The organism is Variovorax sp. KBW07, from assembly GCF_003852515.1.
GTDB lineage: Bacteria > Pseudomonadota > Gammaproteobacteria > Burkholderiales > Burkholderiaceae_C > Variovorax.
The window spans coordinates 252-13,287 of sequence record NZ_QAJK01000123.1 but is presented as its reverse complement, the minus strand read 5'-3'; the positions used below and the strand labels follow the sequence as shown (position 1 = coordinate 13,287).

11 protein-coding genes are annotated in these 13,036 nt (G+C 66.7%); 5 read left to right on the top strand and 6 right to left on the bottom strand.

All coding sequences use genetic code 11. The annotated features are described in order from the left end of the window. Nucleotides 1–53: 53 nt before the first annotated feature. Both DBV14_RS23125 and DBV14_RS23120 read right to left on the bottom strand, forming a co-directional pair. Nucleotides 54–2,243, bottom strand: a complete 2,190-nt coding sequence (locus DBV14_RS23125; protein ID WP_260397199.1) for a bifunctional (p)ppGpp synthetase/guanosine-3',5'-bis(diphosphate) 3'-pyrophosphohydrolase — start codon at nt 2,241–2,243, stop codon at nt 54–56. A 58-nt stretch (nt 2,244–2,301) separates the two neighbouring features. Further along, the gene (locus tag DBV14_RS23120; RefSeq protein ID WP_124462489.1) at nt 2,302–3,303 is read right to left on the bottom strand and encodes an alpha/beta fold hydrolase; all 1,002 of its coding nucleotides are present in this window, start codon (nt 3,301–3,303) and stop codon (nt 2,302–2,304) included. Between the two features lie 26 nt (nt 3,304–3,329). On the opposite strand from DBV14_RS23120, the gene DBV14_RS23115 reads away from it, so the two are divergent. Continuing rightward, nucleotides 3,330–4,100, top strand: a complete 771-nt coding sequence (locus DBV14_RS23115; RefSeq protein ID WP_124462487.1) for a 3-hydroxybutyrate dehydrogenase — start codon at nt 3,330–3,332, stop codon at nt 4,098–4,100. Nucleotides 4,101–4,136: 36 nt separating this feature from the next. Here DBV14_RS23115 and DBV14_RS23110 read toward each other — a convergent pair whose 3' ends face one another. Both DBV14_RS23110 and DBV14_RS23105 read right to left on the bottom strand, forming a co-directional pair. Next, on the bottom strand, nt 4,137–4,844 hold the full coding sequence (locus tag DBV14_RS23110; protein WP_124462485.1) for an SIMPL domain-containing protein: 708 nt from the start codon (nt 4,842–4,844) through the stop codon (nt 4,137–4,139). A gap of 70 nt (nt 4,845–4,914) precedes the next feature. Beyond that, a complete protein-coding gene (locus DBV14_RS23105; protein WP_124462483.1) occupies nt 4,915–5,271 on the bottom strand; it encodes a hypothetical protein in 357 nt (118 codons plus the stop codon). A gap of 173 nt (nt 5,272–5,444) precedes the next feature. Here DBV14_RS23105 and ompR point away from each other — a divergent pair, with 173 nt between their 5' ends. Then, on the top strand, nt 5,445–6,176 hold the full coding sequence (ompR, locus tag DBV14_RS23100; RefSeq protein WP_124462481.1) for a two-component system response regulator OmpR: 732 nt from the start codon (nt 5,445–5,447) through the stop codon (nt 6,174–6,176). A 77-nt stretch (nt 6,177–6,253) separates the two neighbouring features. Continuing rightward, entirely contained in the window at nt 6,254–7,678 is a 1,425-nt protein-coding gene (locus DBV14_RS23095) for a sensor histidine kinase (protein WP_124462479.1), read from the top strand. 51 nt (nt 7,679–7,729) lie between these two features. On the opposite strand, the gene ispF is transcribed toward DBV14_RS23095, so the two are convergent. Both ispF and ispD read right to left on the bottom strand, forming a co-directional pair. Continuing rightward, nucleotides 7,730–8,218, bottom strand: a complete 489-nt coding sequence (gene ispF, locus DBV14_RS23090; RefSeq protein ID WP_124462477.1) for a 2-C-methyl-D-erythritol 2,4-cyclodiphosphate synthase — start codon at nt 8,216–8,218, stop codon at nt 7,730–7,732. Beyond that, nucleotides 8,215–8,928, bottom strand: a complete 714-nt coding sequence (gene ispD, locus DBV14_RS23085) for a 2-C-methyl-D-erythritol 4-phosphate cytidylyltransferase (protein WP_124462475.1) — start codon at nt 8,926–8,928, stop codon at nt 8,215–8,217. Before ispD ends, ispF begins: the two co-directional genes overlap by 4 nt. 116 nt (nt 8,929–9,044) lie before the next feature. Here ispD and mfd point away from each other — a divergent pair, with 116 nt between their 5' ends. After that, nucleotides 9,045–12,527: a transcription-repair coupling factor gene (gene mfd, locus DBV14_RS23080; protein ID WP_124462472.1), complete on the top strand. Its 3,483-nt coding sequence runs from the start codon at nt 9,045–9,047 to the stop codon at nt 12,525–12,527. 5 nt (nt 12,528–12,532) lie between these two features. Further along, on the top strand, nt 12,533–13,036 hold a 504-nt coding region (gene serB, locus DBV14_RS23075; protein ID WP_260397198.1), incomplete at its 3' end, for a phosphoserine phosphatase SerB.

Sequence of the window (13,036 nt, the reverse complement as noted above, 5' to 3'; positions counted from 1 at the left end):
CGCCTAAGGATGTGTCCGAGAAGCAGTTATTGTAGCAGGAGAAAACGCACTTTTCAGCGGCGACGTGCAGATCGCACACCAATCACTGCCGTGACCACGCCGAGCACATGCGTGAGCCGTGCCGCATCGGAGATTTCCACGGTGAACGTCATCCATGCCGTGCCCTTGATCGATTGGGTCTGCACACCGATCACGTTCATCTTCTCTCTCGCGAAGACGTCGGAAATATCTCGCAGCAGACCTTGGCGATCCGCTGCTTCCACAGCCACGTCCACCGCATAGACCGGCGTGTCGCCACCCTTCTTCGGCGTGCCCCATTCGACATCGATCACACGCTCGCCATCTCGCGTGGCCATCGTGCGGAAGTTGCTGCAATCGGCGCGATGAACACTGACGCCGTGCCCACGCGTGACGAAGCCGCGAATGGCATCAGGTGGCGCGGGCTTGCAGCACTTGGCAAGCTGCGTCATCAACGACGACACGCCCACCACCAATACGCCGCCCTTGCCCGACTTCTCGCTGCCGCGCGCCTTCTTGATCAGCACGCCGTCGTCGGGACCCGGTGCCGGCTCTGGCGGACGCAACAGCGTCTCGATGTTGCGCAGCGAAAACTCGTCCTTGCCGACCACTTCGAACAGATGGTCCGCCGACTTGAAGCCGAGCTGCGAAGCCAGGTCTTCGAGCCGCATCGCGGTCTTGCCTTCGCGCTGCAGCAGCTTCTCGACCGCCTCGCGTCCGCGCGCCACGGTCTCGTGCGTGATCTGTGCGTTGAACCATGCGCGCACCTTGGCGCGCGCACGGTGGCTGGCCAGGTAGCCCAGCTCGGCATTCAGCCAATCGCGCGACGGCCCGCCTTCCTTGGCCGCAATGATCTCGACCGTCTGCCCATTCGACAGCGGCGTGTTCAACGGCACCATGGCGCCGTCGACACGCGCACCGCGGCAGCGATGGCCCAGCGTGGTGTGCACCGTGTAGGCGAAGTCGACCGGCGTCGCGCCTTGCGGCAACTCGACGATGGCGGCGTCGGGCGTCAGCACATAGATGCGGTCGTCGAACAGGCCCTGTCCCTGCAGGCCACCCGACAGATCACGCTCCCAAGCCAGCAGTTGCCGCAGCACTGCGATCTTGGCGTCGTACTCGCCGCTTGCCCACACGCCCGCATAACCCTTGTGGCCTGCTTCCTTGTAAGCCCAGTGCGCCGCCACGCCATGCTCGGCATGGTCGTGCATTTCTTCAGTGCGAATCTGGATCTCGATGGGCTTGCCCGGCTTGCCATCGACCAGCTCGCGCACCACCGTGTGCAGCGACTGGTAGCCATTCGGCTTGGGCCGGGCGATGTAGTCATCGAACTCCTCGTCGATGGGCTGGAAATGCGAATGCACCCAGGCCAGCGCCGCATAGCAATCCTTGACGTCGGACACCACCACGCGCAGCGCGAGGATGTCGAACACCTGCGCGAAGTCGAGCGACTTGCCGCGCATCTTCTTGACGATGCTGTAGATATTCTTGGGCCGCCCCTGCACGGTGGCGTGCACGCCCTCCGACTGCAGTTCGCGCTCCAGCTGCGAACGCAGTTGCTCGACGTGGCCTTCGCGCTCGATGCGCTTCTCGTCGAGCAGCCGTGCAATCAGCTTGTAGGTTTCGGGTTCGAGAAAGCGAAAGGAAAGATCCTCGATCTCCCACTTCACCTGCCAGATGCCGAGGCGGTTGGCCAGCGGCGCAAACACCTGCAACGACTCGCGCGCCACGCTTTCGGGCGCCGGCTGCTTGCTGGCGGCCGCATGGCGCAAGGTCTGCAGGCGCGAGGCCAGCCGCAGCATCACCACGCGCAGGTCGCGCGAAAACGCCAGCAGCATCTTGCGCACGTTCTCGGTCTGTGCACCGGCGCCTTCGAGCTGATTGCCCTGCGAGGCCGAGCGGGCCTGCTCCTGCACGCGAACCAGCTTGGTCGTCTCGACCGCAAGCGCCGCGAAGTTGTCGCCAAACACCTTGGCGATGACTTCTTGCGGGCGGTTCAGGTGCTGGCAAGCATAGACCAGGTAGCTCGCGGCCTGCATGGCCTCGGAGCCGCCCATCTTCGCGACGATGGCAGCCACCGCGTCGGCGTGCGCGAGCGTGTTCTCGCCGGTGTCCAGCTTTTCATCGGCAATCAGCGGCTCGGCGAAGGCACGGGCGCGCGCGAGCATGTTCTCGATCACCGGCGTGCGATCGGCCGTTGCGGCGGACAACGGATAGTCGACCATGGCCATATCGGACATGGGTGCCGTCTGGAGGCTCGAAGACTCGCGCTTCACGCTTCACTCAATCGAACAGGAAATCGGTAACGACAGCGATCTGTGCGGGATCGACAAAGGTCGGCGCGTGACCCACGCCGTCGAACTCGACCAGCTTGGCATGCGGGCCGCGCTGCGTCATGGCCAGGGCCGTCTCGCGTGACAGCAGATCGGACACGGCACCGCGCGTGAGCAGCGTGCGCGCCTCGATGGCGTCGTACAGGCTCCACATGATCGCGCCGCCCTGCACCGCCGCTTCGGGCGTGATGGCACGCAGCGCCACGCCGATGGCCGGGTCGTAGTGAAGCACCCACGATTCCGCCGCCGAGTCGTTGTCAGCACCGGCATCGACCTTGGCCGAGCCATCCGCCGTGCGCTGCGACGCTGGCACCACCAGGTGCCGCGACAGCGCCAGCCACTGGGCCGGCGTGTGCGGGCCGAAGGTGGTCGACAGCGCCCACATGGCATCCGCGGCTGCCTGCACGCTCGCGTAGCGGCCGCCCTGCCCCACATAGGCACCGATGCGTTGCACCGCGGCGGGCTCGATGGTCGGGCCGACGTCGTTCGCAACGAAGCGCCGGATCGGCCTGGCCAACGGCAGTTGCTTGTGGCCCGCCAGCACGAAGCCGATCAGCCCGCCCATGCTGGTGCCGATGTAGTCGAGCGTGTCGATGGCCTGCTCGCGCTGCAGCTGCGCAACGAGCGCCACCATGTCGACCGCGTACACCGGCACCTGGTAGAAGGCCGGATCGCGCAGCCAGTCGCTGCGGCCACGGCCCACCACGTCGGGGCACACCACGCGCACGTCGCCGCCGGCGCGCGCCACGATGGCCTGGGCCAGCAGGTCGAAATCGCGCCCCTGGCGCGTCAGTCCGTGCACGCAGACCACGACACGCGCGCTGCGTGCATCGCCCCATTGCCAATAAGCCATGCGATGGCCGCCCTGGGCGTCGTCGCACGCCACGTAATGAAGCGTCGGTTCGGTCATGAAAACAGCGTGGTCCTGGTGCGGATAATGGGTTCGTCGCATCCTAATTCATCCGGAGATTGATCTTCATGCTCAAAGGCAAAACCGCGCTTGTCACGGGGTCCACCAGTGGCATAGGCCTCGCCATCGCCAAGTCGCTCGCCCAGCAGGGCGCGCACATCGTGCTCAACGGTTTCGGCGACGCCGAAACCCCCAAGGCCCAGATCGAGGCGCTGGGCGTTCGCGCCGAATACCACGGCGCCGACATGAGCAAGCCCGACCAGATCGAAGACATGATGAAGTTCGCCGCGTCGAAGTTCGGCCGCGTGGACATCCTCGTGAACAACGCCGGCATCCAGCATGTGGCCAAGGTCGAGGACTTTCCCGCCGAACGCTGGGACGCCATCATCGCCATCAACCTCACCAGCGCGTTCCACACCACGCGCCTGGCAATCCCGGCGATGCGCGAAGCCAACTGGGGCCGCGTCATCAACATTGCATCGGCCCACGGCCTCGTGGCCTCGGCACAAAAGTCGGCCTATGTGGCGGCCAAGCACGGCATCGTCGGCTTCACCAAGTCGGTCGCACTCGAAACCGCGACCACCGGCGTCACCGCCAACGCCATCTGCCCAGGCTGGGTGTTGACGGCGCTGGTGCAAAAGCAGATCGACGACCGCGCGGCGCGCGAAGGCATCACTGCCACGCAGGCGCAGAACGACCTGCTGGGAGAAAAGCAGCCTTCGCTGCAGTTCACCACCGTCGAGCAACTGGGCGGCCTTGCGGTCTTCCTGTGCTCGCCGGCGGCCGACCAGGTCCGGGGCGTCGCCTGGGCCATGGACGGCGGCTGGACTGCCCAGTAATGGGTAGCCCAGCGGTAGCGCTGCCGCGCGCCCTGTTTACTTGAGCTGCACCGAGCCCGACACGCTCACGACCACGCTGGTCTTGCCGGCTTCGACCGGCACGGCCGAATCGGCCGAGAACGACTTGGCCTGCATGGCCATCATGCGCGGATGGATCGGGCCGCTGTCGTTCGCATTCACCGACACCTCGCGCAGCGTGTAGCCGCCGAAGCCGAAGCCCTTGGCCAGCTCGTTGGCCTTCTGCTTGAAGCTCTCGATGGCGATGTTCTGCGCCTCGACCTCGGTCTTGGCGCGCTGTTCGCGGCTCAGGCCGAAACCGACGTTGCCCACGCTGAGCGTGTTGATGCGGCCGGCCGTCTGCGTGATGCGCGGAAAGTCGCGGCCCTCGAGCACCAGCTCGGTCGAGCCCTGCCAGCCATTGATCTTGCCGTCCTTGGTGTAGCGCGGCGACAGGCTGAAGTTGCCGGTGCGCACGTCGAGCTGGCCCGGCTGCGCGTTCTTCTTGGCCTCGTTGAGTGCGGCGTCGAGCGCGGTCTTCAGCTGGGTCTGCACGGTGGCGGCATCGGCCGCGTCGCGCGTGGTCACCAGCGTCATGCTCAGCATGTCCTGCTGAACCTCGACCGTGCCGGAGGCCGTGAGCTGCAGCACGTTCTGGGGCGCGGCCGTGATGACGTTCTGGGCCAGCGCGGAGCCGGCCACGGCCAGGACGGCGCAGGCCGCGAGCAATTTGACTGTGTTCTTCAAGGCGAAGTACTCCCTTAGTTTGTTTGAATGAATGGCAATGAGGGCAAGCCCCCTCGCCAGCGCCAACCCCTCAGGGTCGTTGGCTGCGCGGTGCGGTCAGCGAACGGGCCGCGGTCGGCGGTGCCGGTGCGATCCGCTCGGCAGGTTGTGATTCTGCCGAGTTCAACAAGGTTCCCGCAGCGGGTGGCACCCACTGGCCGCGCACCTGCTGGCGCAGCTCGAACAGCTCGGCGGCCGTGAGCCGACGGCCGGCAATGGCTTCCTCGCGCCGGATCTCTTCCCGCTGCGCCGCCCGGTGGGCGGCTACCGCATCGCGGACTTCGCTGCGGCGCACCTCGCCGACCCTCATGAAATCACCAGGAACCGCCAGCGCCGGCGCGCAAGCGAAAACGAGGATGAACGGCAGCGCGGAAAAAGGTAGTCTCATTGAGCGGAAGTCAGTGGGCAGCGAGGACTGTGCCACCTCTGGACGAAGCCCGGATGACCAGAACGCGAGCGTCCGCAAGTTTTGTAACTTAGTGTCAAACCATAAGTAAATCCGGCTCAACGAGCCCTTAACGCCTTCAGAATCGGCCCTGTTACAAATTCATCGTTGTAGAAATGACTCAAGTTCCCGCTCGCACAGACAAGATCGTGATCGTCGACGACGAAGCCCGCATCCGCGACCTCCTGCGCCGCTACCTGACGCAAGAAGGTTTTGAAGTGATCGTGGCCGAAGACGGCAAGGCGCTCAACCGCATCCTGCTGCGCGACACGGTCGATTTGATCGTGCTCGACCTGATGATGCCCGGCGAAGACGGCCTCTCGGTCTGCCGCCGCCTGCGTGCCGCCAACGACCGCACGCCGATCATCATGCTCACCGCCAAGGGCGAGGACGTCGACCGCATCGTCGGCCTCGAGGTCGGCGCCGACGACTACCTGGGCAAACCGTTCAACCCGCGCGAACTGCTGGCACGCGTGCACGCCGTGCTGCGCCGCCGTCCGCCGCTCGAAGCGCCGGGCGCCCCCTCTACCGAGAACGAGACCGTCACCTTCGGTCCGTTTGCTTTCGACCTCGGCTCGCGCACCCTGAAGAAGGATGGCGAAGAGCTCTCGCTGACCACCGGCGAGTTTGCGATGCTGAAGGCGCTGGTGCGCCATCCGCGTCAACCGTTGTCGCGCGAAAAGCTGGCCCAGCTGGCGCGCGGCCGCGAGTTCGAGCCTTTCGACCGCAGCCTGGACGTGCAGATCTCGCGCCTTCGCAAGCTGGTCGAATCCGACGCCGCGGCGCCGCGCTACATCCAGACCGTCTGGGGCGTGGGCTACGTGTTCGTGCCGGACGGCACGGCCTGACGCGCCGTTGACAGGTGGCCATCGGCCATTCCGCCAGACCCGGCCAGGCGCAGCAGGATGACGGCGCGCAGGTCACGATGCCCAGCCCTCTCGAGGGCGCCGGACACCGCGACCGCCGCCCCGGCCTCAAGCTGGGCTTCAGCCTTTTCTGGCGCACATTCTTCCTGCTCGCACTGCTGCTGATCGGCTGTACCGTCGCCTGGCTGCAGACTTTCCGCTCGCTCGAATACGAGCCGCGTGCCATTCAAACCGCGCACCAGATTGCCTCGCTCGTGAACCTCACGCGCGCGGCGCTGGTGTATTCGGACGCCATCACGCGCGTCTCGCTCATCAAGACGCTGGCCGACCAGGAAGGCGTGCGCATCCTGCCGCGCGAGCCCAACGACCGTTTCCAGCCCTACACCAGCGGTGCACTCGACCTGCGCGTCACCGAAGAGCTGATCGAGCAACTCGGCGAAGGCACCACCGTGGCCAGCCGCGTCAACGACGAAGCGGGCCTGTGGATCGGCTTCACCATCGAGAGCGACACCTACTGGCTGCTGCTCGACCCCACCCGCTTCAGCCGCGTGGGCGGCCGCACCTGGCTGGTCTGGCTCAGCACCGCCATGGCGCTGTCGCTGGCTGGCGCGGCACTCATCACACGACTCATCAACCTGCCGCTCAAGCAGCTGTCACGCGCCACCATGCAGGTGCGCGAGGGCGAGTACGAGGCGCACCGGCTCGACGAGCGTGCCCGCACCAACGAAATACGCGCGGTCAACATCGGCTTCAACCGCATGGCCGACCAGCTCGCCAAGATCGAGCAAGACCGCGCCATCATGCTGGCCGGCATTTCGCACGACCTGCGCACGCCGCTCGCGCGCCTTCGGCTCGAAACCGAGATGAGCGTGGCCGACGAAGACGCGCGCGACCACATGGCAGCCGACATCGCCCAGCTCGACGCGATCATCGACAAGTTCCTCGACTACGCCCGCCCCGACCATGTCGACCCACGGCCGGTGCTGCTGCGCGACGTGGTCGATGCCTGCACCTACGCCGTGCAGGACTACGAAGAGATGAACATCACCGTCGACGTGCCCGCCGACCTGCGCGTGCTGGGCGACGAGGTCGAGCTCACGCGCGTCATCTCCAACCTGGTCGAGAACGCGCGGCGCTACGGCAAGACGCCTTCCACGGGCGTGGCAGACGTCACCATCCAGGCGCAGGCGAACAACGATGCGGTGCTGATCAAGGTGCGCGACCATGGCGCGGGCGTCGAGCCCGCCCTGCTCTCGCAACTGACCAAGCCCTTCTTCCGCGGCGACGCGGCGCGCACTTCGGCGGCGGGCGCGGGCCTGGGCCTGTCGATCGTGGCAAAGAACATCGAGCGCATGGGCGGCACCTTCGCGCTGACCAGCACGCCGGGGCGTGGCCTTGCCGCGCACATCCGCATGCCGCGCGCCATGCCCGAAGGCAAGCCGGTGCCCAAGCCGGCCGAAGCGGTGACAAGCAAGAAGATCTGAAGAAGCCTGCGCCTCGGTCTCGCGCAACAGACCCGAGCCCAGGCCCAGGCTTCAGCGGTGCAGCAAGACGGCCGCGCGCGCTTCCATCGCGCGGCCTTCGCCCACCGGGCCGAGCTTTTCCGCCGTCTTGGCCTTCACGTTGACCTGATCGAGCGCAATGCCCAGCGTGTCGGCAATGCGCTGGCACATGGCCGGGATGTGCTGCGCGAGCTTCGGGGCCTGCGCGATCACCGTGCTGTCGACGTTGCCGATCTCCCAGCCGGCTGCCCGCACACGGCGCGCCGCCTCGGCCAGCAGCACCGCCGAATCGGCCCCGCGAAACTGCACGTCCGTGTCGGGAAAGTGCCGGCCGATGTCGCCCAGCCCCGCGCCCCCGAGCAGCGCATCGGTAATGGCGTGCAGCAGCACGTCGGCATCCGAATGCCCCAGCAGGCCAGTGGTGTGCGGCACCTCGACGCCGCCCAGGATCAGCTTGCGCCCCGCCACCAGTTGGTGAACGTCCCAGCCTTCGCCGACGCGGATATTGAACGGTGTCGTCATGCCATGGCTTTCTTGCGGCCGAGCAGAACCGCCTCGGCCAGCGCGAAGTCTTCGGGAAAAGTGACCTTGAAATTCTGTGCGCTGCCCGGCACCAGCAGCGGCGACAGGCCGATGGACTCGATGGCGCTGGCCTCGTCGGTCACCACGTCGCCCACGCGCTCCAGCGCATCGAGCAGCATGCCGATGCGGAACATCTGCGGCGTCTGCGCCAGCCACTTGTCGGCCCGCGACAGCGTCTGCGAAACGCGGCTGTCGGCCGACGACACCTTCAGCGTGTCGGCCAGGCGCAGCGCCAGCAATCCGCCCACGGCGTCGTGCTCGCAGGCCGCAATCAGCGCCTCGATCTGGCTCGACGTGACGAGGCAGCGCGCCGCGTCGTGCACCAGCACCCAGTCGTGCGCGCCGGCGCCCTTCTGCCGCAGCGCCACCAGCCCGTTGCGCACCGTGGCCGCGCGGGTCACGCCGCCCACGCGCAGCAGGTGCTCGCCCTGCCCCGGAAAGCGCGGCAGCACCGCGTCCACATCGCGGTCGTCCGGCGACACCACCACCGCCAGCCCGGCAAAGCGGCCCGCCAGTGCGCGAAAGGCCTCCACCGTGTGGGCCACCATCGGCTGCCCCGCGATGCGCTGGTACTGCTTGGGCTGCGCGCCGCCCGCGCGATGGCCGTTGCCGGCACAGGGAATCAGCACGAAAAATCGGGAAGAAGACATGGAGTGCGCCACAGGCCGATGGCCGACAAGCAGATAAAGGGCCGCCATTCTAGAATTGCCCTTCGCACACCCCTCGCCAGCCGGCGCGGGGTGTTGTGCATTTTTCGAAGCGTTCCATGGACCTCCCCCACCTCACGGCGGGCAAGCGTTTCACGCTGCCGCGTCCCCCTTTGTCGGCCGATGCCTTGCTGCTCGCGCAGCTGGGAATGCGCGAGAAAAGCGCGGGCCGCGCCACCGCGATGTTCACGGCCGACGCCAACGACGCGCAGCGGCTCATCGACGAAATCGCCTTCTTCGCGCCCGAACTGCGCTGCGCCCTGTTCCCCGACTGGGAAACGTTGCCCTACGACAGCTTCTCGCCGCACCAGGACCTGATCAGCGAGCGCCTGGCCACGCTCTGGCGCATCAGCCAGAAAGAAGCCGACGTGGTGCTGGTGCCCGCCACCACCGCGCTCTACCGGCTCGCGCCGCCGGCCTTCCTGGCCGGCTACACCTTTCATTTCAAGGCCAAGCAGAAGCTGGAAGAGTCCAAGCTCAAGGCCCAGCTCACGCTGGCCGGCTACAGCCACGTGACGCAGGTGGTGAGCCCGGGTGAATACGCGGTGCGCGGCGGCCTGATCGACCTGTTCCCTATGGGCTCGCCGGTGCCTTTTCGCGTCGACCTGTTCGACGACGAGATCGACAGCATCCGCACCTTCGACCCCGACACCCAGCGCAGCCTGTACCCCGTGCCCGAAGTGCGCCTGCTGCCCGGCCGTGAATTCCCGATGGACGACGACGCCCGCGGACGCTTTCGCAGCCGCTGGCGCGAACTGCTCGAAGGCGACCCGACCAAGAGCCGCATCTACAAGGACATGGGCAACGGCGTGGCCACCGCCGGCATCGAGTACTACCTGCCGCTGTTCTTCGACGAGACGGCCACGGTGTTCGACTACCTCGGCCCCGATGCCACCGTGGTGCTGCACGGCGACCTCGAACCCGCGTTCCAGCATTTCTGGCAAGACACCCACGAGCGCTACCGGCTGGTGCGGGGCGACCCCGAGCGCCCGGCGCTGCCGCCCGAAGCCCTGTTCCTGAGCGCCGAACAGTTCTACCAGCGCGCCAAGCCGCACGCCCAGCTCGCCATTCGGGGCGACGTCGCCACCGAAGCGCCCTACGCCGAGTTCGACAAGCTGCCGCCCTTTGCCGTGGTGCGCGGCGCCGAAGACCCGCTGGTCGGCCTGAAGGCCCACATCAAGACCACGGCGCACCGCGTGCTGCTGATCGCTGAGAGCGACGGCCGGCGCGAAAGCTTGCTCGATTTCTTGCGTGCCAGCGGCGTGAGCCCGCCGGCCTTCGATTCGCTGGCCGAGTTCGAAGCCTCGCCCGACGAAAAGATCGGCATTGCCACCGCCGCGCTGGCCTCGGGCTTTGCGTGGCGCGAACAGGGCATCGACCTCGTCACCGAAACCGAGCTGTTCGCCACCGCGCCCACCACGCGCCGCCGCAACAAGAAGCAGGAGCAGGTCAGCGACGTCGAGGCGCTGATCAAGGACCTTTCCGAGCTCAACGTCGGCGACCCGGTGGTCCACACCGCGCACGGCATCGGCCGCTACCGCGGGCTGATCCACATGGACCTGGGCCAGGGCGTCGACGAAGAAGGCAAGCCGCTGCTGCAGGAAATGCTGCACCTGGAGTACGCCGACAAGGCCACGCTCTACGTGCCGGTCTCGCAACTGCACCAGATCAGCCGCTACACCGGCGTCAGCGCCGACGAGGCGCCGCTGCACAAGCTGGGCTCGGGCCAATGGGAAAAGGCCAAGCGCAAGGCCGCCGAACAGGTGCGCGACTCGGCCGCCGAGCTGCTCAACATCTACGCCCGCCGCGCCGCGCGCGAAGGCCATGCCTTCCGCTATTCGGGCGCCGACTACGAGGTGTTCGCCAACGACTTCGGCTTCCAGGAAACCGCCGACCAGAAGGCCGCGATCCACGCCGTGGTGCAGGACATGATCTCGCCACAGCCCATGGACCGCCTGGTCTGCGGCGACGTGGGCTTCGGCAAGACCGAGGTGGCCCTGCGTGCCGCCTTCATTGCCGTCACCGGCGGCAAGCAGGTGGCCTTCCTCGCGCCCACCACGCTGCTGGCCGAGCAGCACTACCAGACGCTGGTCGACCGCTTCGCCAAGTGGCCGGTGAAGGTGGCCGAGATGAGCCGCTTCCGTTCGGCCAAGGAAATCACCGCCGCAGCCAAGGGGCTGGCCGAGGGCACGGTCGACATCGTCGTGGGCACGCACAAGCTGCTGTCGCCGTCGATCAAGTTCAAGAACCTGGGCCTGCTCATCATCGACGAGGAGCACCGCTTCGGCGTGCGCCACAAGGAGGCGATGAAGGCCATGCGCGCCGAGGTCGATGTGCTCACGCTCACCGCCACGCCGATTCCGCGCACGCTGGGCATGGCGCTCGAAGGCCTGCGCGACCTGAGCGTGATTGCCACCGCGCCGCAGCGGCGCCTGGCCATCAAGACCTTCGTGCGCAACGAGGGCACCGGCGTGATCCGCGAGGCCGTTCTGCGCGAACTGAAGCGCGGCGGGCAGGTCTACTTCCTGCACAACGAGGTCGAGACCATCGAGAACCGGCGCCAGAAGCTTGAAGAAATATTGCCCGAGGCCCGCATCGCCGTGGCCCACGGCCAGATGCCCGAGCGCGAGCTGGAGCGCGTGATGCGCGACTTCGTGGCCCAGCGCTACAACCTGCTGCTGTGCTCGACCATCATCGAGACCGGCATCGACGTGCCCACGGCCAACACCATCGTGATGAGCCGCGCCGACAAGTTCGGCCTGGCGCAGTTGCACCAGCTGCGCGGCCGCGTCGGACGCTCGCACCACCAAGCCTATGCCTACCTGATGGTGCCGGACACCGAAGGCCTGACCAAGCAGGCGGCGCAGCGGCTCGACGCGATCCAGCAGATGGAAGAACTGGGTTCCGGCTTCTACCTGGCCATGCACGACCTGGAAATTCGCGGCACCGGTGAAGTGCTCGGCGAGAACCAGAGCGGCAACATGATGGAGATCGGCTTCCAGCTCTACAACGAGATGCTGAGCGAGGCCGTGCGTTCGCTCAAGGCCGGGCAGGAGCCCGACCTGCTGTCGCCGCTGTCGGTCACCACCGAGATCAACCTGCACGCCCCCGCCCTGCTGCCCGACGACTATTGCGGCGACGTGCACCTGCGGCTGTCGTTCTACAAGAAGCTGGCCACGGCCAAGACGCCCGACCAGATCGACACGCTGCTGGAAGAAATCGTCGACCGTTTCGGCAAGCTGCCTCCGCAGGCGCAGACGCTGATCGACACGCACCGGCTGCGCGTGCTGGCGCGGCCGTACGGCGTGGTCAAGGTCGATGCCGCGCCGGGCATCATCCATATCACCTTCAAGAAGGATCCGCCGGTCGATTCGATGGCCATCATCCAGCTGATCCAGAAGAACAAGCACATCAAGCTCGCCGGCAACGAAAAGCTGCGCATCGAGCGCGAACTCAAAGAGCCGAAGGAGCGTGCGCAGATGGTGCGCGACGTGCTGCGCAGCCTCGGTCAACCCCTCGTCAAGGAACCCGCCCCCGCATGAGCCCCCTGAGCGCAACCCGTCAAGAAATCTCCCCCGGCCTCGTCCTCCAGCGCGTGAAGCCGCCGCTGGCGCTGGCCGACTTCAAGCTGATCGCGTTCGACATGGACTCGACGCTGATCAACATCGAGTGCATCGACGAGATCGCCGATGCCGTCGGCAAGAAGGCCGAGGTGGCCGCGATCACCGAGGCCACGATGCGCGGCGAGATCAAGGACTTCAAGGAGAGCCTGCGCCGCCGCGTGGCATTGCTGCAGGGCGTGCCCGTCACGGCGCTGCAGCAGGTGTACGACGAGCGGCTGAAGCTGAACCCCGGCGCGACCGAACTGGTCGCCGCGTGCAAGAAGGCGGGGCTCAAGGTGCTGCTGGTGTCGGGCGGTTTCACGTTCTTCGCGAACCGTGTGAAAGACCGGCTGGGCATCGATTTCGCACGCTCGAACCTGCTGGACGAAGCCGATGGCAAGCTCACGGGCCAGGTGGTGACGCAAAGCTGGGGCGACATCTGCGACGGC